Origin of the sequence: Enterobacter sp. BIDMC 29 (assembly GCF_019378755.1) — a bacterium.
GTDB lineage: Bacteria > Pseudomonadota > Gammaproteobacteria > Enterobacterales > Enterobacteriaceae > Enterobacter > Enterobacter ludwigii.
Map to the genome: position 1 here is coordinate 418,576 of NZ_CP080000.1, position 24,044 is coordinate 442,619.

The 24,044-nt window shown below is 54.7% G+C and carries 21 protein-coding genes and 7 tRNA genes; 2 read left to right on the forward strand and 26 right to left on the reverse strand.

Going from position 1 to position 24,044, the window contains the following annotated elements; genetic code table 11:
* Window positions 1-12: 12 nt before the first annotated feature.
* The 8 genes from mrdB to leuS all read right to left on the reverse strand — a co-directional run bounded on the left by mrdB (window position 13) and on the right by leuS (window position 8,972).
* Window positions 13-1,125 carry a peptidoglycan glycosyltransferase MrdB gene (gene mrdB, locus JTA15_RS01875; protein WP_014169118.1) on the reverse strand — a complete coding sequence of 371 codons (1,113 nt, stop codon included), beginning with the start codon at window positions 1,123-1,125 and terminating at the stop codon, window positions 13-15.
* Between the two features lie 2 nt (window positions 1,126-1,127).
* Complete coding sequence (mrdA, locus tag JTA15_RS01880) at window positions 1,128-3,029, reverse strand: peptidoglycan DD-transpeptidase MrdA (protein WP_014169119.1); 1,902 nt, start codon at window positions 3,027-3,029, stop codon at window positions 1,128-1,130.
* Window positions 3,030-3,057: 28 nt separating this feature from the next.
* Window positions 3,058-3,525: a 23S rRNA (pseudouridine(1915)-N(3))-methyltransferase RlmH gene (gene rlmH / locus JTA15_RS01885; protein WP_003858701.1), complete on the reverse strand. Its 468-nt coding sequence runs from the start codon at window positions 3,523-3,525 to the stop codon at window positions 3,058-3,060.
* 3 nt (window positions 3,526-3,528) lie between these two features.
* The gene (gene rsfS / locus JTA15_RS01890; protein WP_003858696.1) at window positions 3,529-3,846 is read right to left on the reverse strand and encodes a ribosome silencing factor; all 318 of its coding nucleotides are present in this window, start codon (window positions 3,844-3,846) and stop codon (window positions 3,529-3,531) included.
* 270 nt (window positions 3,847-4,116) lie between these two features.
* Entirely contained in the window at window positions 4,117-4,782 is a 666-nt protein-coding gene (gene nadD, locus JTA15_RS01895) for a nicotinate-nucleotide adenylyltransferase (RefSeq protein WP_049023577.1), read from the reverse strand.
* The gene (gene holA / locus JTA15_RS01900; protein ID WP_014169122.1) at window positions 4,775-5,806 is read right to left on the reverse strand and encodes a DNA polymerase III subunit delta; all 1,032 of its coding nucleotides are present in this window, start codon (window positions 5,804-5,806) and stop codon (window positions 4,775-4,777) included. Before holA ends, nadD begins: the two co-directional genes overlap by 8 nt.
* Window positions 5,806-6,375: an LPS assembly lipoprotein LptE gene (lptE, locus tag JTA15_RS01905; protein ID WP_020884995.1), complete on the reverse strand. Its 570-nt coding sequence runs from the start codon at window positions 6,373-6,375 to the stop codon at window positions 5,806-5,808. Before lptE ends, holA begins: the two co-directional genes overlap by 1 nt.
* 14 nt (window positions 6,376-6,389) lie before the next feature.
* Window positions 6,390-8,972: a leucine--tRNA ligase gene (gene leuS, locus JTA15_RS01910; RefSeq protein WP_047743927.1), complete on the reverse strand. Its 2,583-nt coding sequence runs from the start codon at window positions 8,970-8,972 to the stop codon at window positions 6,390-6,392.
* A gap of 214 nt (window positions 8,973-9,186) precedes the next feature.
* Here leuS and JTA15_RS01915 point away from each other — a divergent pair, with 214 nt between their 5' ends.
* The gene (locus tag JTA15_RS01915) at window positions 9,187-9,669 is read left to right on the forward strand and encodes a zinc ribbon-containing protein (RefSeq protein WP_025204671.1); all 483 of its coding nucleotides are present in this window, start codon (window positions 9,187-9,189) and stop codon (window positions 9,667-9,669) included.
* 79 nt (window positions 9,670-9,748) lie between these two features.
* On the opposite strand, the gene rihA is transcribed toward JTA15_RS01915, so the two are convergent.
* The 10 genes from rihA to miaB form a co-directional block, all read right to left on the reverse strand.
* Window positions 9,749-10,693, reverse strand: coding sequence for a pyrimidine-specific ribonucleoside hydrolase RihA (gene rihA, locus JTA15_RS01920; protein ID WP_219372808.1), 945 nt, complete (start codon window positions 10,691-10,693; stop codon window positions 9,749-9,751).
* 120 nt (window positions 10,694-10,813) lie between these two features.
* Complete coding sequence (locus tag JTA15_RS01925) at window positions 10,814-11,539, reverse strand: amino acid ABC transporter ATP-binding protein (RefSeq protein ID WP_014169127.1); 726 nt, start codon at window positions 11,537-11,539, stop codon at window positions 10,814-10,816.
* Complete coding sequence (gltK, locus tag JTA15_RS01930) at window positions 11,539-12,213, reverse strand: glutamate/aspartate ABC transporter permease GltK (protein ID WP_014169128.1); 675 nt, start codon at window positions 12,211-12,213, stop codon at window positions 11,539-11,541. Before gltK ends, JTA15_RS01925 begins: the two co-directional genes overlap by 1 nt.
* Entirely contained in the window at window positions 12,213-12,953 is a 741-nt protein-coding gene (locus JTA15_RS01935) for an amino acid ABC transporter permease (RefSeq protein WP_020884992.1), read from the reverse strand. The genes gltK and JTA15_RS01935 overlap by 1 nt, the downstream gene beginning before the upstream one ends.
* A gap of 155 nt (window positions 12,954-13,108) precedes the next feature.
* The gene (locus tag JTA15_RS01940) at window positions 13,109-14,014 is read right to left on the reverse strand and encodes an amino acid ABC transporter substrate-binding protein (protein WP_020884991.1); all 906 of its coding nucleotides are present in this window, start codon (window positions 14,012-14,014) and stop codon (window positions 13,109-13,111) included.
* A gap of 331 nt (window positions 14,015-14,345) precedes the next feature.
* Window positions 14,346-15,884: an apolipoprotein N-acyltransferase gene (lnt, locus tag JTA15_RS01945; RefSeq protein WP_219372809.1), complete on the reverse strand. Its 1,539-nt coding sequence runs from the start codon at window positions 15,882-15,884 to the stop codon at window positions 14,346-14,348.
* Window positions 15,885-15,889: 5 nt separating this feature from the next.
* Entirely contained in the window at window positions 15,890-16,768 is an 879-nt protein-coding gene (corC, locus tag JTA15_RS01950) for a CNNM family magnesium/cobalt transport protein CorC (RefSeq protein ID WP_014169132.1), read from the reverse strand.
* 89 nt (window positions 16,769-16,857) lie between these two features.
* Window positions 16,858-17,325, reverse strand: coding sequence for an rRNA maturation RNase YbeY (gene ybeY / locus JTA15_RS01955; RefSeq protein WP_014169133.1), 468 nt, complete (start codon window positions 17,323-17,325; stop codon window positions 16,858-16,860).
* Window positions 17,322-18,368: a PhoH family protein gene (locus JTA15_RS01960; RefSeq protein WP_020884987.1), complete on the reverse strand. Its 1,047-nt coding sequence runs from the start codon at window positions 18,366-18,368 to the stop codon at window positions 17,322-17,324. Before JTA15_RS01960 ends, ybeY begins: the two co-directional genes overlap by 4 nt.
* A 164-nt stretch (window positions 18,369-18,532) precedes the next feature.
* Window positions 18,533-19,957: a tRNA (N6-isopentenyl adenosine(37)-C2)-methylthiotransferase MiaB gene (gene miaB, locus JTA15_RS01965; RefSeq protein WP_020884986.1), complete on the reverse strand. Its 1,425-nt coding sequence runs from the start codon at window positions 19,955-19,957 to the stop codon at window positions 18,533-18,535.
* 136 nt (window positions 19,958-20,093) lie between these two features.
* Here miaB and ubiF point away from each other — a divergent pair, with 136 nt between their 5' ends.
* Window positions 20,094-21,269, forward strand: coding sequence for a 3-demethoxyubiquinol 3-hydroxylase (ubiF, locus tag JTA15_RS01970; RefSeq protein WP_219372810.1), 1,176 nt, complete (start codon window positions 20,094-20,096; stop codon window positions 21,267-21,269).
* A gap of 96 nt (window positions 21,270-21,365) precedes the next feature.
* On the opposite strand, the gene JTA15_RS01975 is transcribed toward ubiF, so the two are convergent.
* The 8 genes from JTA15_RS01975 to asnB form a co-directional block, all read right to left on the reverse strand.
* Window positions 21,366-21,440 (reverse strand) — tRNA-Gln (locus JTA15_RS01975).
* A 37-nt stretch (window positions 21,441-21,477) separates the two neighbouring features.
* Window positions 21,478-21,552, reverse strand: a tRNA-Gln gene (locus tag JTA15_RS01980).
* A 44-nt stretch (window positions 21,553-21,596) separates the two neighbouring features.
* Window positions 21,597-21,673: transfer RNA gene (locus JTA15_RS01985), tRNA-Met, on the reverse strand.
* Between the two features lie 17 nt (window positions 21,674-21,690).
* A tRNA-Gln gene (locus JTA15_RS01990) sits at window positions 21,691-21,765 on the reverse strand.
* A gap of 32 nt (window positions 21,766-21,797) precedes the next feature.
* Window positions 21,798-21,872: transfer RNA gene (locus JTA15_RS01995), tRNA-Gln, on the reverse strand.
* Between the two features lie 23 nt (window positions 21,873-21,895).
* Window positions 21,896-21,980, reverse strand: a tRNA-Leu gene (locus JTA15_RS02000).
* Window positions 21,981-21,988: 8 nt separating this feature from the next.
* A tRNA-Met gene (locus JTA15_RS02005) sits at window positions 21,989-22,065 on the reverse strand.
* Between the two features lie 227 nt (window positions 22,066-22,292).
* Window positions 22,293-23,957 (reverse strand): asparagine synthase B, encoded by a 1,665-nt coding sequence (gene asnB, locus JTA15_RS02010; protein ID WP_078774867.1) that lies wholly within the window; start codon window positions 23,955-23,957, stop codon window positions 22,293-22,295.
* Between the last annotated feature and the right edge of the window lie 87 nt (window positions 23,958-24,044).

A 24,044-nucleotide genomic window follows, 5' to 3' on the forward strand; every position in this document is an offset into this window, starting at 1 on the left:
ATCCCCTTATTTTTATACGCTTTTTGACAACATTTTTCTGTGGGTATGGATCGACATCACGATACCAAACCCGGCCATCAACACGATCAGTGCCGAGCCTCCGTAGCTCACCAGCGGGAGCGGGACGCCAACAACCGGCAGAATACCACTCACCATACCAATATTTACGAAGACATAAACGAATAAAATCAGCATCAACCCGCCTGCCATCACGCGGCCAAAGGTGGTTTGCGCACGTGCGGCGATCCACAGCCCTCGCATGATCAACAGCACATACAGCGCCAGCAGAATCAGGATGCCAACCAGGCCCAGCTCTTCCGCCAGAACCGCAAAGATAAAGTCGGTGTGGCGTTCCGGTAAGAACTCCAGCTGGGACTGGGTGCCGTGCAGCCAGCCTTTACCGCGCAGGCCGCCGGAACCGATCGCAATCTTGGACTGAATAATATGATAGCCCGCACCCAGCGGATCGGTTTCCGGATCGAGCAGCATCATGACGCGTTGTCGCTGGTAATCATGCATCAGAAAGAACCAGAGAATCGGGATGAACGCTGCCACCAGCACGACTGCAATGCCAATCAGACGCCAGCTTAAACCCGACAGAAACAGGACAAACAGGCCGGAGAGGGCGATAAGAATCGAGGTACCGAGGTCAGGCTGCGCCGCAACCAGCAGCGTCGGCAGGAAAATCAGCACCAGCGCAATGGCGGTATTTTTCAGCGAAGGCGGGCAGACGTCACGGTTAATAAAACGCGCCACCATCAAGGGAACCGCTATTTTGGCTATTTCAGAGGGCTGGAAGCGGACAACGCCCAGATCCAGCCAGCGCTGCGCGCCTTTAGAGATAGCCCCAAAGGCATCTACCGCAACCAGCAGCACAATACAGAATATGTACAGATACGGTGCCCAGCCTTCATAGACCCGTGGCGGGATCTGCGCCATGACCACCATAATGACCAGACCCATCGCGATCTGGCCGATTTTTCGCTCCATCATGCCGATGTCCTGGCCGCTGGCGCTCCAGATAACCAGGGCGCTGTAAACCAGCAGAGCCAGCAGGATCAGCAGCATGGCTGGGTCGATATGGATTTTATCCCACAGCGATTTCTTATTTGGATTATCCGTCATGATTATTGGTCCTCCGCCGCAGCGGCGGCCGGGTTTTCAGCCGGCAGTTCGGTGTTGTTATCACCCAGCATAATGTGGTCGAGGATCTGGCGCATGATGGTCCCCACGGCCGGACCTGCGCCGCCGTTTTCCAGAATCATCGCCACCGCAACCTGCGGGTTATCATAAGGGGCAAAGGCCGTCATCAGCTTATGGTCACGCAGACGTTCAGCAATGCGGTGCGCGTTATAGGTTTCATTGGCTTTCAGACCGAAGACCTGGGCAGTACCGGATTTGGCGGCCACTTTATACGGTGTGCCGGCGAAATACTTATGTGCGGTCCCGTTCGGGCGGTTCGCCACGCCGTACATACCGTCTTTGGCAATTTCCCAGTAACCGGAATGAATGTCACCCACCGGGGCTTCATGCGGCTGGATCCACGGCACTTTTTTGCCGTCTTCAACCGTACTTTGCAGCAGGTGCGGAACTTTCACTACGCCATCGTTGATGAGGATCATCATCGCTTTGTTCATCTGAATCGGGGTCGCCGTCCAGTAGCCCTGACCGATACCCACCGGAATGGTATCACCCTGATACCACGGCTTCTTAAAGCGCTTCAGCTTCCACTCACGGGTTGGCATGTTACCGGAACGTTCTTCTGAAAGGTCAACGCCGGTGTAATGTCCGTAACCGAATTTGCTCATCCACTCTGACAGGCGGTCAATGCCCATGTCATACGCAACCTGGTAGAAGAAGGTATCCGCAGACTCTTCCAGCGATTTGGTAACGTTGAGGTGACCATGGCCCCATTTTTTCCAGTCGCGATAGCGTTTTTCAGAGCCTGGTAATTGCCACCAGCCCGGGTCAAACAGACTGGTATTGCGGTTGATGACACCCGCGCTCAGCGCAGAGACCGCCACGTACGGTTTTACCGTTGACGCTGGCGGGTAAACCCCTTGTGTGGCGCGGTTCACCAGCGGCGTATTCGGGTCATTGAGCAGACCGGAATAATCTTTGCTGGAGATACCATCGACAAAGAGGTTCGGGTCGTAGCTTGGCATGGACACCATCGCCAGAATGCCGCCGGAACGCGGATCGGTGACGACAACGGCAGCTCGACTGCCTGCCAGTAAGGTTTCAATATACTGCTGCAGCTTGAGGTCGAGCGTCAGGTAGACGTCATGCCCCGCCTGCGGTGGCACTTCTTTGAGCTGGCGAATGACGCGGCCACGGTTGTTAACTTCAACCTCTTCATAGCCGGTCTGCCCGTGCAGGACATCTTCGTAGTAGCGTTCGATCCCCAGCTTACCGATATCGTGTGTCGCTGCGTAGTTCGCCAGTTTGCCGTCTTTATCGAGGCGTTCAACGTCTTTATCGTTGATCTTGGAAACGTAACCAATGACATGCGTCAGCGCGGAACCATAAGGGTAGTAGCGACGCTTGTAACCTTTCACTTCCACGCCGGGAAAACGATACTGGTTCACGGCAAAGCGGGCCACCTGGACTTCCGTCAGGTTCGTTTTAACCGGGATTGAGGTGAAACGGTGGGAGCGGGCACGCTCTTTTTTGAACGCGGCGATATCATCGTCGGTCAGATCGACAACGCCTTTTAGCGCTTCAAGCGTATCCTGCACATTATCGACTTTTTCCGGCATCATTTCGATTTGATAAATGGTGCGGTTTAACGCCAGCGGAGTGCCGTTACGGTCGTAGATAATGCCGCGGCTGGGCGCGATGGGCACCAGCTTGATACGGTTTTCGTTTGAACGCGTCTGATAATCGGTAAAGCGGACAATTTGCAGATTATAGAGGTTGGCGATCAGCACGCCGGTAAGCAGCAAAATCCCCGTAAAGGCGACCAGCGCCCGGCGCACAAACAGCGCGGACTCAGCCGTATAGTCGCGAAAAGAATTCTGTAGTTTCATCCGCTGCTTAATCTACCCTGGTCAGTCACTACTCGCGGTGATATGGGTGGTTGGTAGTAATGCTCCACGCGCGATACAGGCTTTCTGCCACCAGTACCCGAACAAGCGGGTGGGGAAGCGTCAGCGCGGAGAGAGACCAACTTTGTTCTGCCGCCGCTTTGCAGGCAGGAGATAACCCTTCAGGCCCGCCAATCAACAGACTGACGTCACGACCATCCTGCTTCCAGCGCTCCAGTTCGTGCGCCAGCTGCGGCGTATCCCAGGGTTTACCTGGAATATCGAGGGTGACGATGCGGTTTTTGCCTGCGGCAGCCAGCATCAGCTCTCCCTCTTTATCGAGAATACGTTTGATATCGGCGTTCTTGCCGCGTTTCCCGGCGGGAATTTCCACCAGTTCGAACGGCATGTCTTTTGGAAAACGACGCAGATATTCAGTAAAACCGGTTTGTACCCAGTCCGGCATTTTGGTGCCGACGGCGACCAGTTGCAACTTCACGCATTAACCCCAGAGTTTTTCCAGCTCATACAGGCGACGGCTCTCTTCCTGCATGACATGGACAATCACATCGCCGAGATCGACAACCACCCAGTCAGCGGTCGCTTCACCTTCAACGCCAAGCGGTAACAGGCCTGCTGCACGCGATTCCTGAACAACGTGGTCGGCAATCGAAACAACATGACGCGTTGAAGTACCGGTGCAGATAATCATGCAGTCGGTGATGCTGGATTTACCCTTAACGTCGATAGCGATGATGTCCTGACCTTTCAGGTCATCAATTTTGTCGATAACAAAATCCTGGAGTGCTTTACCCTGCAAGTTTTCCCCCTGGGGTTAATGAGATTGTATAACTATGAATTCATGGCCAGACAGTATACCTGAACTGACGCCAGTGTCGGGACAAATGTCTCCGGCCGGGCTTTTGAAGGCGGGTATCATCCCACCCTCCGCCTGAGATTGCATCGCCATTTTTGTAAAACAATTTCTGTAAAGCAATGATCGGCGGGAAAGTCTGGCAGCGGAGGATAACAGTATGGCTTACCCTGTCAAGGCAGGATAATCATTACGCCGCTTTTTCATGCGCCCCCGCTATGCGTCTGCGCTTTTCTGATACAACCCATGCGCGTGAATGTAGTCCAGCACAGCTGATGGCAGCAGATCGTCACAGGCTAATCCCTGCTGCAGACGCTCGCGAATGAGGGTCGCAGAAATATCGAACCACGGCGTCTCTGCCAGATAAATCTTCCCGGCAGGCTGGTTGTGCAAGTCTTCAATATTGTCTGTGAGATGCGCCTCAAGCCACTGCTGATACTGCTCTTCTCGCATGGTCAGCGGATAGCCCGGACGGCGACAGACAAGCAGGTGGCTGTTTTCCAGGATCGTTTCATACTGGTGCCAGGTGGGAAAATTGAGCAGGGAGTCCTGACCAATAATAAAGGCCAGCGGCGTGTCCGGCCCTTGCTCGGCTCGCCACTCCTGCAGCGTTTGCGACGTCCAGGACGGTGTGTTGCGGCGCAATTCTCGCTCATCAAGGCTAAAAAGCGGTTTATCCGCGATGGCCAGAGCGAGCATCTCTTTTCTCTGCTCGCTGCTCGCCTCAGGTTGCGGACGGTGTGGCGGCACATTATTGGGCATGATGATTACGCGCTGAAGGCCGATCAGATTCGCCAGAATTTCAACCGGCTTCAGATGTCCGTAATGGACCGGGTCGAAGGTACCACCGTACAGGGCCTGTAAAGAATGCATACTATCCATCGATAAATACGTCTGCCAGCGCCTTATGGCAGAGCAGCAGAGAGAGACTTTCCAGCTCCGCCCAGACCGACTGACCATAATCTTGTTTCAACGTAAGCTCAGCGCGCATCAGAAGCTGCACGGCCTGACGCAGCTGTTCATGACTCAGGCGGTTGATGGCCTCGGTGGTCATCGCCCGACGGTTTTGCCACACCCGATGTTTATCAAACAGCGAACGTAATGGCGTATGTGCAGACTGACGCTTGAGCGTAATCAGCAGTAATAATTCACGCTGAAGGGTGCGCAGCAAAATAACCGGTTCGCTACCTTCCAGACGCAGCTGTTGCAATATATGCAGGGCGCGTTTGCTTTTCGCTGCCAGCAGCGCATCCACCCAGTGGAAGGGCGTAAAGTGCGCGGCATCGTTAACGGCCTGCTCCACGCGTGGCAGTGTCAGCTTACCGTCTGGCCAGAGCAGGGAGAGCCTGTCCAGCGCCTGCGCCAGTGCCAGCAGGTTACCTTCATAGCAGTAGCAGAGAAGCTGGTTTGCGGCGTCGTCCAGCTGAAGATTGTTTTGCTTCGCTCTTGTCGCGACCCATTTTGGCAGATGGGATTGTTCAGGCGTCTGACAGGTCACCATAACCGCATTGGCCGCGAGCTGGGTAAACCAGGCCGCGTTTTCCTGCGCTTTGGTGAGCTTGTTGCCGCGCACAATAAACAGCAGATCGCTGTGCAGCAGACTGACCAGCGTTGCCAGCTGTTCATTGATGGCCGCGTTAGGGCCATTCTCCGGCAGCAGGATCTGTATGGTCTGGCGCGATGCAAAGAGGCTCATCGCCTGGCAAAGCGAGAAGAGGGCATTCCAGTCGGTGTTGTTATCCAGCTGGACGGTGTGGTGTTCATCAAAGCCCTGCGCGGCCGCCGCCTGTCGGACGGCATCCAGGCTTTCCTGAAGTAATAACGGATCGTTTCCGAGAAGCAGATACGCCGCGCGCAGCCCTTCATTGAGCTGCGCGCGGAGTTGTTCAGGATACAGCCTGATCATCAGTTACCCATGGAGGCAGAAACAGGAGGCGTGGTGGCATCCGGTTTTTCGATGATGTCAGAACCCTGTTTCGTTGACGCGGCAACGCCCGGCAGCTTACGGATCAGCTGCTCTGCGGCCTTATCGTACATTTCGTTAATGATAATCTGCTGCTCGGCGTCTTTTGCCAGAGCCGTCTGCGGGTTATCGAAGAACGAACGGTACACTTTCGTGCTGATTGGGTAGATGTCTTTACCCGGGATCAGAACGGCGGCATTAACCGACAGGACCATCTGATACTCTGCGGTACGGCCGTCCTGGAAAATGGACGCCGTGTCTTTGGCTAAGGTTGAGCCCAGAACGCGCAGGGATGGAACATCCTGACGTAACGTCCCTTTCTCAATCAACTCAACATCGTTAAGACGCAGCTGGTTTCGAATTGCCCGGCTGAGTGGACCATTCGGATCCGATGAGTCGAAAATCATCGTTTTCATTTCAGCAGGCACTGCCGTGGTATTGCGCAGATGCCAGCCACAACCAGCGGTGACAAGCACCGCCAGAGATAAGAGTATTGTTGCCAGTTGTCGCACGTTTCCTCCCGCGCTTAGCCAACGACCAGATTCAGCAATTTACCCGGTACGTAGATCACTTTACGTACGGTAACGCCCTCAAGATATTTCGCAACCAGATGTTCCTGGCCTGCGCGTTCGCGAACCTGTTCTTCGGTAGCATCGACCGCCACGGTAATTTTACCGCGCACTTTGCCGTTAACCTGGACCACAACCAGCGTGGTGTTTTCCACCATCGCGGATTCGTCAGCCACTGGCCACGGTGCGTTGTCGATATCGCCTTCGCCTTTCAGCTCCTGCCAGAGGGTGAAGCTGACGTGCGGGGTGAACGGGTTCAACATGCGAACGACGGCCAGCAGCGCTTCACGCATTAAGGCACGATCCTGCTCGCCGTCCTGCGGGGCTTTTGCCAGCTTGTTCATCAGTTCCATAATAGCCGCAATTGCGGTATTGAAGGTCTGACGACGACCAATATCATCGGTCACTTTTGCAATCGTTTTATGAACATCACGACGCAGCGCCTGCTGATCTTCAGTCAGTGCCGCGACGTTCACTGCCGGAGCATCACCCTGAGAGGTGTGCTCGTAAACCAGTTTCCAGACACGCTTCAGGAAGCGGTTAGCCCCTTCAACGCCCGATTCCTGCCATTCCAGGGTCATGTCAGCCGGAGAGGCAAACATCATAAACAGACGCACGGTATCTGCGCCGTAACGCTCAACCATCACCTGAGGGTCGATGCCGTTGTTTTTAGACTTCGACATCTTGCTCATGCCGGTATAAACCAGTTCATGACCTTCGGCGTCTTTCGCCTTCACAATACGACCTTTCTCGTCGCGCTCAACGATCGCGTCAACCGGAGACACCCAGTTACGCTCGCCGTTCGCCCCGACGTAGTAGAAGGCATCGGCCAGCACCATGCCCTGACACAGCAGCTGTTTTGCAGGTTCGTCAGAGTTGACCATGCCTGCGTCGCGCATCAGCTTGTGGAAGAAGCGGAAGTAGAGCAGATGCATGATGGCGTGTTCAATACCGCCGATGTAGATGTCCACAGGCAGCCAGTAGTTTGCTGCATCGGAATCCAGCATGCCTTCCTGATACTGTGGGCAGGTGTAACGCGCGTAGTACCATGACGATTCCATAAAGGTATCAAAGGTGTCAGTTTCACGCAGCGCTGGCTGGCCGTTAACGGTCGTTTTTGCCCACTCAGGATCGGCTTTGATTGGGCTGGTGATACCGTCCATGATCACATCTTCCGGCAGGATCACCGGGAGTTGATCTTCTGGCGTTGGCATCACGGTACCATCTTCCAGCGTCACCATTGGGATAGGTGCTCCCCAGTAGCGCTGGCGAGAGACACCCCAGTCGCGCAGGCGGTAATTGACTTTGCGCTCACCGACGCCCAGCGACGCTAACTTGTCGGCAATCGCGTTGAAGCCATCTTCAAAGCTCAGACCGCTGAATTCACCCGAGTTGAACAGGGTGCCTTTTTCGGTCAGGGCTTGTGCGGAGAGGTCTGGTTCAGAACCATCAGCCGCGAGGATGACAGGCTTGATGGTCAGGCCATATTTTGTGGCAAATTCGTAGTCACGCTGATCGTGGCCTGGAACGGCCATGACGGCGCCCGTACCGTACTCCATCAGCACGAAGTTGGCTGCCCAGACAGGGATTGCTTCGCCCGTCAGTGGATGGATAGCCTTAAAGCCGGTATCAACGCCTTTCTTCTCCATCGTCGCCATGTCGGCTTCGGCCACTTTGGTGTTGCGGCACTCGTCGATGAAGGCCGCCAGTTCCGGGTTGTTTTCCGCGGCTTTCTGCGCCAGCGGGTGACCAGCGGCCACGGCCAGATAGGTCGCACCCATGAAGGTGTCCGGACGGGTAGTGTAGACGGTCAGGGTCCGATCGTCGTTCTCAACGTTGAAGGTGATCTCCACGCCTTCTGAACGGCCGATCCAGTTACGCTGCATGGTCTTGACGGTATCAGGCCAGTGCTCCAGATTATCCAGATCGTTTAGCAGCTCGTCAGCGTAGGCGGTGATTTTGATAAACCACTGCGGGATCTCTTTACGCTCAACTTTGGTATCACAACGCCAGCAGCAGCCGTCGATAACCTGCTCGTTCGCCAGTACGGTCTGGTCGTTCGGGCACCAGTTAACGGCAGAAGTCTTCTTGTACACCAGGCCTTTTTTGTACAGCTCGGTGAAGAATTTCTGCTCCCAGCGGTAGTATTCCGGGGTGCAGGTCGCCAGCTCGCGGCTCCAGTCATAGCCAAAGCCCAGCATTTTGAGCTGGTTTTTCATGTACGCGATGTTGTCGTACGTCCACGGGGCAGGTGCCGTGTTGTTTTTGACCGCCGCGCCTTCTGCAGGCAGACCAAACGCATCCCAGCCAATTGGCTGCAGGACGTTTTTGCCGAGCATACGCTGGTAGCGGGCAATCACATCACCAATGGTGTAGTTACGCACGTGGCCCATGTGTAGTCGACCAGAAGGATAGGGAAGCATCGACAGGCAGTAATACTTCTCTTTGCTCTCGTCTTCGGTTACTTCAAAGGTGCGCTTCTCGTCCCAGTGTTGCTGGACTTTTGATTCTATCTCTTCCGGGCGGTATTGCTCTTGCATGGCAGCCAGTGGTCCTGTTTTCAATACAGCTACAAATGTAGCCAATGGATGTGGTAATTCAGATCCGCATAGCATAGCCCAAACGCCCGCGCCAAAACAGCCTTTCGCACAAATGCGCGCGTGAGGAATTTGTCGGGTCTGTGGTTCACCTGGCAAAGCGGTGGCGAAATAAGGTCTATTATTAGAGTCAGTTACTTACCCGGGAGGCAAAATGATGAACAAGGTTGCTCAATTTTACCGAGAACTGGTGACAACACTGACGGAACGGTTGCGTAACGGCGAGCGTGATATCGATGCGCTGGTGGAACAGGCGCGGGCCCGCGTGACGCAAACGGGTGAGTTAACGCGAACCGAAGTGGAAGAGGTGACGCGCGCCGTACGCCGCGACCTGGAAGAGTTTGCGCGAAGCTACGAAGAGAGTCAGAACGAGGTTACCGACAGTGTCTTTATGCGGGTAATTAAAGAAAGCCTGTGGCAGGAGCTGGCGGATATCACCGATAAAACGCAGCTGGAGTGGCGTGAAGTCTTTCAGGACCTCAACCACCACGGGGTCTATCACAGCGGAGAAGTGGTCGGACTGGGGAATCTGGTGTGCGAGAAATGCCATCACCACATTGCAGTCTATACGCCGGATGTGTTGCCGCTGTGTCCAAAGTGTGGACACGATCAGTTCCAGCGTCGGCCGTTTGAGCCCTAAGTAAAAGCCGCCCTCTGCCTGCAGGTCAGAGGGAGGGCATCATGCCGCAGAGCAGTCTACCATGCCCGGTGGCCATCGCTTACCGGGCCTGGCTGTAATAGTTGAGTCTTTCCGCCAGCAAATCCACGAACGCTTCCCGGTCGATATCCACGATCAGCGTGGTGTTGGGTTGATTGCCCGTCAGCGAATAGTAGTCCACCACCGTCATACCCTGAGTGTATTTCCCCTGGGTTTCCACGCCTACCCACCGTTCTACCGTGGTAAACATCTCCGGTTTGAGCAGCCAGGCAATGGTGCACGGATCGTGCAGCGGCGCGCCGTGAAAACCCCATTTCTCGGCTTTGTGATACGCCATAAAGAAGTCCAGCAATTCTGCGACGGTTGTCGCCACCGGGTTGCCAATGGCACGAAAGCGCGCAATGTCGTGCGCCATTATTTGTGCGCGATGGGTAACGTCCAGGCCGGCCATGACAATCGGCAGGCCAGACTGGAAGACAATCTCTGCGGCTTCCGGATCGACAAAAATGTTGAACTCCGCCGCTGGCGTCCAGTTCCCGAGTCCCATTGCGCCGCCCATGATCACGATTCGGGCGATTTTACTGTGCAATTCCGGATGGCTGTTCAGCAGCAGCGCAACGTTGGTTTGCGGGCCGGTGGCCACCAGCGTGACCGGTTCCGCGCTTTCACGCAGTACTTTTGCCATCAACTCTACGGCGGTGCAGGGTTGCGCTTCAAACCCCGGTTCGGGCAGTGCCGGGCCATCCAGCCCACTTTCACCGTGCACGTTGTCGGCAATGATCAGATCGCGCATGAGCGGTTTGACGGCACCACCGGCGACCGGTATATCGGTGCGTTTGAGCAACGTCAGCATACGCAGGACGTTACGCAGCGTTTTCTCCGGGGTCTGGTTTCCGGCAGAGGACGTGACGGCTTTGACGTCCAGTTCAGGGGAGGCAAGTGCAAGGACGAGGGCGATCGCGTCATCATGACCCGGGTCGCAATCGAGAAGGATAGGTTGTGCCATAGCGTGCTCCATACGTAGCATTATTTTGTGACAAGGTTAACGCTGCAATGTGACGCCGACGAGAAGAAGAGAGCTAAAGCGTGAAGCAGTGCGCAATCCGCAGATTGCGCACCGGGGAGATTAGTGCAGGATTTTGGCGAGGAAGTCTTTTGCTCGCTCGGATTTTGGATTGGCGAAGAACTCTTCTTTCGGCGAGTCTTCAACAATCTTCCCTTCGTCCATGAAGATCACGCGGTTCGCCACTTTGCGGGCAAAGCCCATTTCGTGGGTCACCACCATCATCGTCATCCCTTCGTGCGCCAGCTCAACCATTACGTCCAGCACTTCGTTGATCATCTCGGGATCGAGAGCGGAAGTCGGTTCATCAAACAGCATGGCGACCGGATCCATACACAGGGCCCGGGCAATAGCCACACGCTGCTGCTGACCGCCAGAGAGCTGCGCCGGGAATTTATCAGCATGCGCAGAGAGCCCCACGCGTTCCAGCAGCTTCAGACCTTTATCGCGCGCGAGCTTTTTATCGCGTTTCAGCACTTTTACCTGCGCCAGCGTCAGGTTCTCAATAATGGAGAGGTGCGGAAACAGCTCAAAGTGCTGGAACACCATGCCGACGTGGGAACGCAACTGAGCAAGGTTGGTTTTCCTGTCATTGACTTTGGTGCCATTGACGAGGATCTCACCTTGCTGCACCGGCTCCAGGCCGTTAACGGTTTTGATCAGCGTGGATTTACCAGAGCCGGATGGCCCACATACCACCACCACGTCACCTTTTTTCACTTCGGTTGAGCAGTCGGTCAGCACCTGAAAGTGCCCATACCATTTAGAAACATTTTTCAGGGAAATCATTATACAGTCCTTTTCTTCAGCCAGCTGACCAACAGCGACGCGCTTAAACTAATCACAAAATAGACGCCACCCGCGAAGAGCACCATTTCGACCTGCGTACCATCACGTTCACCGATGGTAGACGCGGTACGGAAGAAGTCTGCCAGGCTCAATACGTAGACCAGAGAGGTATCCTGGAACAGTACGATGCCCTGGGTCAGCAGGAGGGGAACCATGGCGCGAAACGCCTGCGGCAGAATAATGAGCTGCATGGATTGCCAGTGCGTCATCCCCAGCGCCAGCGCGGCGCTGGACTGACCACGGGAAATACTCTGAATACCCGCTCGGATAATCTCTGAATAGTAAGCAGCCTCAAACATTGAGAACGCGACCATCGCGGATATCAGGCGGATATCGGTTTTCGGCGACAGCCCCAGCACGTTTTGCAGAAAGCCGGGAACAATCAGGTAAAACCACAGCAGTACCATCACCAGTGGGATGGAGCGGAAAACGTTAACGTAGGCCGTGGCAAACCAGGCGAACGGTTTAAAGGCCGACAGGCGCATGACCGCCAGCAGGGTGCCCCAGACGATTCCCACCACAATAGCAATCACGGTGATTTTTAAGGTGATCAGCAGGCCATCCAGCAGGTAAGGCATGGATGGAACGATAGAACTCCAGTCAAATTCGTACATTATTTGCCCCCCAGATTGCCCGGCAGGCGGATTTTGCGTTCAACCAGGTTCATCACCAGCATGATGAAAGTGTTAATCAGAACATAGGCGAGTGTGATCGCCGTGAAGGATTCCCACGCGTGGGCGGAATAATCCAGCAGCTTGCCCGCCTGTGCGGCCATATCCACCAGACCGATGGTCGAGGCAATGGCCGAGTTTTTCACCAGGTTCATCATCTCAGACGTCATCGGTGGAACAATGACGCGGTAAGCGTTAGGCAGCAGTACGTAGCGGTAAGTTTGTGGCAGCGTCAGGCCCATCGCCAGGCCAGCATTTTTTTGTCCGCGCGGCAGTGACTGAATGGCGGCACGCACCTGCTCGCAAACGCGCGCGGCGGTGAAGAGCCCCAGACAGAGCATGGAGGAGACAAAGAACTGCACGTTCGGATCCAGTTCCGACTTAAACCACATGCCAATATTTTCCGGCAGCAGTTCCGGGACGACCAGATACCAGGTGAAAAATTGCACAATCAGCGGAACGTTACGGAACAGTTCCACATACAGGGTGCCGAGAGATGAGAGAAAACGGTTAGGTACGGTGCGCAAAATACCGAACAGTGAACCGACAAGAAACGCGATAATCCACGCCGTGATCGATAAGGCGACGGTAACCTGAAAACCGCTCCACAGCCAGCCAAGATAGGTGGTGTTGCCGAACGGGGCTTGTTGCAGGAATATGCCCCAGTTCCAGTCTATTGACATAATAAACTCCAGAAAAAAAAGGGTAGCAGCGCTACCCTCGAAGATTGGTGAGAAGCTCATTTTTCGCGCTGAGTGGGGAACGACCACTCAACGTATAGTCTGTCCATGCTTCCCGACAATCGAGAGGGCAGGAGATCCCGCCCCTGTTGTTCTAATTAGTTAAGAGCCTTGTCGTTTGGTGATTTGAACAGCGCTTTCATGTCGTCAGACAGTTCGAAGTTCATGTTAAGATTTTTGGGTGGAATCGGGTTCTTGAACCATTTATCGAACCATTTTTCCGCTTCACCGGAGGTCTGAACCTGAGCGATGGTGTCATCGATCAGCTTCTTGAACTGCGGATCGTCTTTACGCAGCATACAACCGTACGCTTCTTTAGATTGCGCCGTGCCGACGATATCCCAGTTGTCTGGTTTCTTCGCTTTTGCACGTTCGCCTGCCAGCAGGGCATCATCCATCATAAACGCCACAGCACGGCCACTTTCCAGGGTACGGAAAGAGTCGCCATGATCTTTCGCGCTGATGATGCGCATATCCATTTTCTTCTCGTCGTTCAGCTTGTGCAGCAACACTTCGGAAGTGGTACCGGAGGTAACAACGACGGCTTTGCCTTTCAGGTCCGCAAAGTCTTTGATCTCGCCGCCTTTCTTGGTCAGCAGGCGGGTGCCCACGACGAAGATGGTGTCAGAGAAGGCAGCCTGTTTCTGACGTTCAAGGTTGTTGGTGGTGGAACCGCACTCAAAATCGAACGTGCCGTTTTGCAGCAGTGGAATACGGTTTTGTGAAGTGATTGGAATCAGCTTCACCTGCAGGTCAGGTTTGTTCAGCTTTTTCTTCACAGCTTCAACGATAGCGTTGGAGTAATCCTGTGAATAGCCCACGACTTTTTGCGTGTTGTCGTAGTAAGAGAACGGGACAGAAGATTCACGGTGGCCGACCACGATCACGCCGTTTTTGGCAATCTTGTCGAGAGTGCTCCCGGCAGCCGGAGCATCTTCAGCGTGAACGACGCTTGCCGACATTCCCATAACCAGCATTGCTGTGGCCAGTTTACGTAATTGCATACCCAACTCCTTTCTTATCAGCGCCAGTGACGCATTGATACCCATTGTGATGTTGTTATATCTCGCGCTATGCGAGTGCAGTGTTATGCAAGCTTGTTAACATTTAGTCTGGCTTAATGTAAAGATTTTGCTGCGTTATTGTTTATTTTTGCGAAGCGCGCCGCACCAATCAGAGGCAAATATCTCTCGTTGCACCGTTTCGGTGCTACCGGTGATCTACGCTGGTGCGACGAAGTTGCACGTTAAGCCAAACTGCGTTTACGTGGGGAAATAAAGCAAGAGACGTGCCAGAAATGCCCTCTCCCAACGGGAGAGGGGAAGGGAGGGGAAATTATCGACGACGCTGACGCAAGCTCATCAGCACCGCGCCAAATCCGAACAGCGCGGTCAGGATCCACAGCGGCCAGTTGCCGGTGCGGGCATAAGGCGTCAGGCCCGTCGCAGGCGTGACGTTGGTCGTCAGCACTTCACGGGTGAACTGCGGGATCATGGCCTGGATTTCGCCCTGCGGGCCAATCACGGCGGTAATGCCATTGTTGGTGCTACGCAGCAGCGGGCGCGCCAGCTCCAGGGAGCGCATCCGCGCCATCTGGAAATGCTGCCACGGGCCAATCGACTTACCAAACCAGGCATCGTTGGAGATAGTCAGCAGGAAGTCAGTGTCCGGACGGAAGTTATCGCGCACCTGCTCGCCGAGGATAATTTCGTAGCAGATGGCCGCCGTCAGGGCAAAACCGTGCGCATGCAGCTGGGGCTGAACGTACTGGCCACGGCTGAATGAGGACATCGGCAGGTCAAAGAACGGTGCTAACGGGCGCAGAATGGACTCCAGCGGTACAAATTCGCCAAACGGTACCAGGTGATTCTTGTTATACCGGTCAGTGGAGTTGTAGCTGTATTCGCTGTCTTTACCCAGCGTAATGATGGTGTTGTAGGTGTCATAGCGGTTCTGCTGATTCAGACGCGCATCGACAATCCCGGTAACCAGCGTACTGCCGCGAGCGAGCAGTAGATCGTTCATCATGTTCAGGAACGGCTGCTGGTTAATTTCCAGATCCGGAATCGCCGACTCTGGCCAGATGATCAGCTGCGATTTACCCATGACCGCCTCGGTGGCGTTAGCGTAGATCTTCAGCGTGTTCAGCAGCTCTTTCTCGTCCCATTTCATTGACTGAGGGATATTCCCCTGCACCATTGAAATCTGTGTAGTGCGCTCTGGCACCAGGCTGTACCACTGGATATAACGCAGTGGGAAAGGCAGGGCAAACAACACCAGCGCCACGACCAGCGTCTTCCAGTTATGTGTGACCAGCGCCAGGACCAGCAGTCCGCTCACCACCATCAACAGGAAGTTAATCGCTTCAACGCCCATTACCGGAGCAAGCCCCTTTAGCGGGCCATCAATCTGACTGTAACCGAACTGCAGCCACGGGAAGCCAGTCAGTACCCAGCCGCGAAGGAACTCGGTAATTTGCCAGACAACCGGCGCAGCAATGGCAACGCGCAGCCAGGTGGTTTTTGGCCACAGGCGAGAAAGGATACCCGCGAACAGACCGGTATAGAGCGAGAGATAAGCGGCCAGCAGTACCACGAGGAAGACGTTAACGGGTCCTGGCATACCGCCAAACTGAGCGATGCTGACATAGACCCAGTTGATGCCGGAGCCAAACAGCCCCAGTCCCCAGAAGTAGCCAATCGCTGCCGCCTGGACGGGACGACGATTCAGGGTTAAACCCTGAAGTCCCATCAGGGAGAGAATGGCTGCAGGCCAGATATCGTAAGGAGAAAAAGCCAGCGTTCCGCTGGCTCCGAGTAACAGCGCCAGCAGCAAACGTACGCGCTGGCGTTCAAGTAATGGGGCAAATGCCATTTACATTAATCTTCCAGTTTTGGCACCGGTGAGTCGTCCGGCGTTCTGACATGAACCTGTATAATACGTCGGCTGTCGGCCATTGCCACTTTGAACTGGTAACCGTCGATGTCAACGGTCTCGCCGCGTGCCGGAAGGTGGCCAAAGGCCTGCATCACCAGCCCGCCAATAGTATCGACCTCTTCATCGCTGAAATGGGTACTAAAGGCGTCGTTAAAGTCCTCAATCGAGGCCAGCGCGCGAACGGTCCAGGTGTGACGGCTAAGCTGACGGAAGTCGATATCTTCTTCTTCGTCATACTCATCTTCGATTTCGCCCACGATCAGCTCAAGGATATCTTCGATCGTGACGAGACCGGAAACGCCACCAAATTCATCAATAACAATCGCCATGTGGTAGCGCTGAGAGCGAAACTCTTTCAGCATCCGATCCACACGTTTACTTTCCGGCACAACCACGGCCTGGCGTAACACTTTTTCCATGCTGAAGGCTTCGGCATCGCTGCGCATAAACGGCAGCAGATCTTTCGCCATCAAAATCCCTTCAATGTGATCTTTATCTTCGCTGATGACCGGGAAACGCGAGTGTGCGGATTCGATGATCACATCGAGGCACTCGTCCAGAGTCTGGTTACGTTTCAGGGTGATCATCTGCGAGCGGGGGATCATGATGTCGCGAACGCGCTGGTCGGCGATGTCCATTACCCCTTCGAGCATTTCGCGCGTATCTTCATCGATAAGGTCGTTTTGCCCGGAATCACGAATCAGCTCCAGCAGTTCGTCACGGTTTTTAGGTTCGCCGTGGAAAAGCTGGTTCAGAATGAGGGAGAAAAATCCCTTTTTGGTGTTTGTCGTGTCGCTACTGTGTGAATTGTCGTCGCTCATGGCGTTTGTTAAGGGTTCTCTTGTTAGTTCAACGTTTACCGCCGCGCTATTTCCCTACGCGGCGGCATGTTAGTCAGTCGGTCGACTGACTATTCTTTCTCGGCAATGTACGGATCCTCATAGCCCAGAGCAAGCATTATCTCTGTCTCGAGGGACTCCATCTCTTCCGCTTCGTCATCTTCAATATGGTCGTAGCCGAGCAGATGCAGGCTACCGTGTACCACCATATGCGCCCAGTGGGCTTCCAGCGGTTTTTGCTGCTCTTTAGCTTCCTGTTCCACGACCTGGCGGCAGATGATCAGATCGCCCAGCAGCGGCATCTCAATTCCCGGCGGGGCTTCGAAGGGGAAAGAGAGCACGTTGGTCGGCTTATCTTTCCCGCGGTAGGTCAGGTTAAGCTCATGGCTTTCGGCTTCATCCACCAGACGAATCGTGACTTCTGATTCTTCCTGAAACTGGGGGATAACCGCATCCAGCCATGTCTGAAACTGCGCCTCTTCTGGCAAGCCGGAATTATCGTCACATGCCAGTTGTAAATCGAGGATCACCTGACTCATTTTTGTTCTTGCTCCTGCGCTTCGCGCTTACGTTCTGCGGCCAGTTCGGCCTTACGCTTCTGATCTGCTTCTTCCCATGCTTCATAAGCGTTAACGATGCGCGCCACAACCGGGTGACGGACCACGTCTTCGCTGTGGAAGAAGTTAAAGCTGATTTCGTCGACGTCGGCCAGCACTTCAATGGCATGGCGCAGACCCGATTTGGTGCTGCGCGGCAGGTCAATCTGCGTGACGTCACCGGTAATGACCGCTTTTGAGTTAAAGCCGATACGTGTCAGGAACATTTTCATCTGTTCGATGGTGGTGTTCTGGCTTTCATCGAGAATAATGAATGCATCATTCAGCGTACGGCCGCGCATATAGGCGAGCGGGGCAACTTCAATCACGTTACGCTCAATCAGCTTCTCAACTTTCTCAAAGCCGAGCATCTCGAACAGTGCGTCGTATAACGGACGAAGGTAAGGGTCAACCTTCTGGCTCAGATCGCCTGGCAGGAAGCCCAGTTTTTCACCCGCTTCCACCGCCGGACGGGTCAGCAGGATGCGACGAATCTCCTGGCGTTCGAGCGCATCAACCGCCGCGGCAACGGCCAGATAGGTTTTACCCGTACCCGCCGGGCCCACACCGAAGGTGATGTCATGGTCGAGAATGTTGGCGATGTACTGCGCCTGGTTTGGCGTACGCGGCTTAATGACGCCACGTTTGGTCTTAATATTGATGGCCTTGCCATAGTCCGGCACACTTTCTGCGCTTTGCTCAAGCACGCGCGCCTCTTTGATCGCGAGGTGGATCTGTTCTGGCTCGATATCCTGTATTTCACCGCGCATTGGGGCGGTATCCACATACAGGCTACGCAGAATATCCGCAGCGGCGTTGACGCAGAGAGGGCGTCCGGTGAGTTTGAAATGATTATCGCGACGATTGATTTCGATACCCAGACGTCGCTCCAGTTGTTTGATGTTGTCATCAAACGGCCCGCACAGGCTCAGCAGGCGAGCGTTGTCTGCTGGCTCAAGGCTAATTTCACGCGTATCTATGTTCAAACTGTTCCTCTTTGATTGTTTTACTGACCCGGTGCCACGTGGCGTAATAAAACGGTCATTACCGAAATTATTCACGCCATAGAATAAAGGCGCAAGCGTTGCGGAAGATATTGGGGGCGATGAGAGGAAATACAAGGCCTGCCGAAACGGCAGGCCGGATGGCGTTATGGCTGGTAAATACCGACGCCAGCGTCGCTTTCTTTGCGGGTGCGGGACATGACGGATTCCGGCGACTGTGCGATGCGCAGACCCATTTCGTCTTCGGTACGGACCACTTTCGCGCGCAGGGAGTTGGTCAACACGTCGACAATCTCCACGTCCACAAATTTACCGACCATGTCTGGCGTGCCTTCAAAGTTCACGACGCGGTTATTTTCGGTGCGTCCTGACAGCTCCATAATGCTCTTACGGGAAGTGCCTTCCACCAGAATACGCTGGACGGTGCCGACCATACGACGGCTCCAGGCGTTGGCCTGCTGGTTGATACGCTCCTGCAGAATATACAGACGCTGCTTTTTCTCTTCTTCCGGCACATCGTCGACCATATCGGCCGCAGGAGTACCTGGACGCGCTGAGAAGATAAAGCTGTAGCTGACGTCAAAATTCACTTCGCCAATGAGCTTCATCGTGCGCTCAAAGTCATCCGTGGTTTCGCCCGGGAAGCCAACGATAAAGTCGGAGCTAATCTGGATGTCAGGACGGGCTTCACGCAGCTTGCGGATGATGGATTTGTACTCCAGTACCGTATGTGGACGTCCCATCAGGTTCAGCACGCGGTCGGAACCGCACTGAATCGGCAGATGCAGGAAGCTCACCAGCTCTGGCGTATCGCGATACACATCAATGATGTCATCGGTAAATTCCATCGGGTGGCTGGTGGTGAAGCGAAGGCGGTCGATGCCGTCGATCGCGGCCACCAGGCGCAGCAGTTCTGCAAAGCTGCCGGTGGTACCGTCGTAGTTCTCACCGCGCCAGGCGTTGACGTTCTGGCCCAGCAGATGAATTTCACGCACACCCTGTGCCGCCAGTTGCGCCACTTCAAACAGAATGTCGTCGGTCGGACGGCTCACTTCTTCGCCGCGGGTATACGGTACGACACAATAGGTGCAGTACTTATTACAGCCTTCCATAATGGAGACGTAGGCTGTTGGACCATCCGCGCGTGGTTCTGGCAGACGGTCAAATTTTTCGATTTCCGGGAAGCTTACGTCAACCACCGGGCGGCGATTCTCGCGAACGGCGTTGATCATCTCCGGCAGACGGTGCAGCGTCTGCGGGCCAAAAATAATATCAACATAGTGAGCACGCTGGCGGATCAGTTTGCCTTCCTGCGAGGCCACACAGCCACCCACGCCAATGATCACATCGGGTCTTTTGCGTTTGATAAGCTTCCAGCGGCCCAGTTGATGGAACACCTTCTCCTGCGCCTTCTCACGGATCGAACAGGTATTGAGCAGCAACACGTCCGCTTCGTTCGCGTTGTCAGTCAGTTGATACCCGTGCGTGGCATCCAGCAGATCGGCCATCTTGGATGAATCGTATTCGTTCATCTGACAGCCCCAGGTTTTTATATGGAGTTTTTTTGTCATCGACTTGCTCATGCTCAGGAATGCAGGGCGCGTATTGTAATGCTTTGCTGCGGTTGTGACCAGTATGAAGGTTGTCAACCTCAAGACCGAAAAAATCCGGTAAACTTAAGGTATATACCATTAAGGATAATTGACCATGACTCTCCAACAAACCGAAATTGCCGTTGTCGGCGGCGGTATGGTCGGCGGCGCACTCGCGCTGGGGCTGGCGCAGCAGGGATTTGAGGTGACGGTTATCGAGCAGGCTGCCCCTGTTGCGTTTGACCCGACGGCAAAGCCGGATGTGCGAATTTCAGCTATCAGCGCCGCCTCTGTCGATCTGCTGCGCGGGCTGGGCGTCTGGGATGCCGTGCTCGGGATGCGCGCGCACCCCTACAGCCGTCTCGAAACCTGGGAGTGGGAGAATGCGCATGTCGCGTTTGATGCCGCTGAACTGAAGCTGCCCCGTCTGGGCTATATGGTGGAAAACACGGTCCTCCAGATGGCGCTCTGGCAGGCCCTGGAGGCGCATCCGAAAGTGGCGCTGCGCGTCCCGGCGTCACTTAACGCACTGCATCCCCACGAAGGCGGGTATTTGCTTGAGCTGGATAAGGGTGATGAGCTGGCCGCGAGGCTGGTTGTCGGAGCGGATGGTGCCAACTCACAGGTCAGGCAAATGGCGGGAATTGGTATTCATGCCTGGCAGTACCAGCAGGCGTGCATGCTGATCACCGTGCAGTGTGAGAATGACCCAGGTGAGAGCACCTGGCAGCACTTTACCCCGAATGGCCCGCATGCCTTTTTACCGTTGTTTGATCGCTGGGCGTCGCTGGTGTGGTATGACAAACCGGCGCGCATTCGTCAGTTGCAGGGGCTTTCAATGGAGCAGCTGCAGCGAGAGATCCATCAGCACTTCCCACGCCGTCTGGGCAACGTCATGCCGGTTGCCGCCGGGGCGTTTCCGCTTACCCGTCGCCATGCATTGCAGTATGCCCGTGCAGGGCTGGCGCTGGTGGGGGATGCGGCACACACCATTCACCCGCTGGCGGGGCAGGGCGTGAACCTGGGATACCGTGACGTTGAGGCTTTACTGGATGTGCTGGGCAATGCGCGCGCTCACGCGGAGGCCTGGGCCAGCCATCCGGTACTGAAACGTTACCAGACGCGACGTATGGCGGATAACTTCATCATGCAGTCGGGGATGGATCTGTTTTACGCCGGGTTCAGTAACGATCTTGGTCCGGTGCGCATTCTGCGTAACATTGGTTTGATGGCGGCGGAGCGTGCCGGTGGGCTGAAGCGTCAGGCACTGAAGTACGCGTTAGGCCTTTAATCTGAGTGCCTTCTCCTGCGGGAGAGGGCTTTCGGATGCGGTACATAATCCAACAAAAACAAAAAAGCCCGCAGAGCGGGCTTTTTTGTTACTAAGTGGCTGGGGTGCAGGGATTCGAACCCCGGAATGCTGGTATCAGAAACCAGAGCCTTACCGCTTGGCGACACCCCAATTGCGTTAAACAATGTGCTTAACGACTTTTTTAAATTGGCTGGGGTACGAGGATTCGAACCTCGGAATGCCGGAATCAGAATCCGGTGCCTTACCGCTTGGCGATACCCCAACAATTTTTTCTCGTCTACCGAATCATTCGACAGATGACTAATTTGGTGGCTACGACGGGATTCGAACCTGTGACCCCATCATTATGAGTGATGTGCTCTAACCAACTGAGCTACGTAGCCAGTACTGCAATCTTCGATGGCTGGGGTACCTGGATTCGAACCAGGGAATGCCGGTATCAAAAACCGGTGCCTTACCGCTTGGCGATACCCCAATACCGCGGAGAACCGCAAAATCGAAGAAATATGGCTGGGGTACCTGGATTCGAACCAGGGAATGCCGGTATCAAAAACCGGTGCCTTACCGCTTGGCGATACCCCATCCGTGCAACGCTTACCTGGGAATGGTGCGGGAGGCGAGACTTGAACTCGCACACCTTGCGGCGCCAGAACCTAAATCTGGTGCGTCTACCAATTTCGCCACTCCCGCAAAAAAGATGGTGGCTACGACGGGATTCGAACCTGTGACCCCATCATTATGAGTGATGTGCTCTAACCAACTGAGCTACGTAGCCATCTTTTTTTCGCGTTACCTTATCGGCGTTGCGGGGCGCATTATGCGTATAGACCCTTGCAGCGTCAACACCTTTTTCAACGAAAATAGCCGGAATGTGACTGTTTGGTTAGGTTGCGAACAGCGTGACCGAATATTCGGCAATTATTGGTTATTTATCGTTTTTAGGGAGTGAAATAGGGGGCAAAAAAAATCAGGCCCCGCAGGGCCTGATTGGATGCTTTTCGATTACTTATAGGCAGACTGGTGTACGCCTACCGCACGTCCTGATGGATCGTTCATTGACTTGAAAGATTCATCCCATTCAATGGCTTTAGCCGAAGAACAGGCAACGGACGGGCCGCCCGGAACACACTCCGCCGCACTCGGCACCGGGAACAACTCTTCAAAGATTTCGCGGTACAGATACGCTTCTTTGGAGCCTGGTGTGTTGTACGGGAAGCGGAAGCTCGCGGTTTCCAGTTGCTGATCGGAAACCTGTTTTGCCGCCACCTCTTTCAGGGTATCGATCCAGCTATACCCGACACCGTCAGAGAACTGCTCTTTCTGACGCCATGCCACGCTCGCCGGCAGGTAGGATTCGAAACATTCACGCAGGATATGTTTCTCCATTTTGCCGTTGCCGCACATTTTGTCCTGCGGGTTGATGCGCATTGCCACGTCGAGGAATTTCTTATCCAGGAAGGGAACACGGGCTTCCACACCCCAGGCAGACATTGCTTTGTTGGCGCGTGCGCAGTCAAACATATGCAGCGCCTGCAGTTTACGTACTGTCTCTTCATGCAGCTCTTTTGCGTTCGGCGCTTTGTGGAAATAGAGGTAGCCGCCAAACACTTCGTCAGACCCTTCACCGGAGAGCACCATCTTAATGCCCATCGCTTTGATCTTACGCGACATCAGGTACATCGGCGTGGAAGCGCGAATGGTGGTCACATCGTAGGTTTCGATGTGGTAGATAACATCGCGGATCGCATCCAGGCCTTCCTGCACGGTGAAGTGGATCTCATGGTGCACGGTACCGAGATGGTTTGCCACTTCCTGCGCGGCTTTCAGATCCGGTGCGCCTTCCAGGCCCACAGCAAAGGAGTGCAGCTGCGGCCACCAGGCTTCTGAACGTTCCTGATCTTCAACACGACGCGCGGCGAATTTCTTGGTGATCGCGGAGATCACGGACGAGTCCAGCCCGCCGGAGAGCAGTACGCCGTATGGCACATCTGACATCAGGTGGCTTTTAACAGAATCTTCCAGCGCCTGACGCAGTTCGGCTTTATCAGTCACGTTGTCTTTAACCGCATCATAGTCGAACCAGTCGCGCTGATAGTACTCACGGATCTCGCCGTCTTTACTCCACAGGTAACTTCCTGCCGGGAACTCTTTAATGGTGCGGCAAACCGGCACCAGGGCTTTCATTTCTGAGGCGACATAAAAGTTGCCGTGTTCATCGTGACCCATATACAGCGGGATAATACCAATATGGTCGCGGCCAATCAGATAGGCATCTTTTTCGCTGTCGTACAGGGCGAAGGCAAACATACCCTGCAGATCATCGAGGAATTCCGGGCCTTTCTCCTGATACAGCGCCAGGATCACTTCACAGTCAGAACCGGTCTGGAAGGCGTAACGGTCGCCGTACTCGGCGCGCAGCGCCTGATGGTTATAGATTTCACCGTTGACAGCCAGCGCGTGTGTTTTTTTCTCGTTATACAGCGGCTGCGCGCCGGCGTTGACGTCAACAATGGACAGACGTTCGTGTGCCAGGATGGCTTTATCGCTGGCGTAAACGCCGGACCAGTCCGGGCCGCGATGGCGCATCAGGCGGGACAATTCGAGTGCCTTTTTACGCAGTTCGCCTGCGTCAGTTTTAATATCCAGTACGCCAAAAATTGAACACATAACCTTCTCCGTTAACCCTGTTGCTTTGTAATGTTGCTTGCTTATGAAAATGCCGCAAAGGGGGAGGGCGCGCAAGGGTTTTACGGG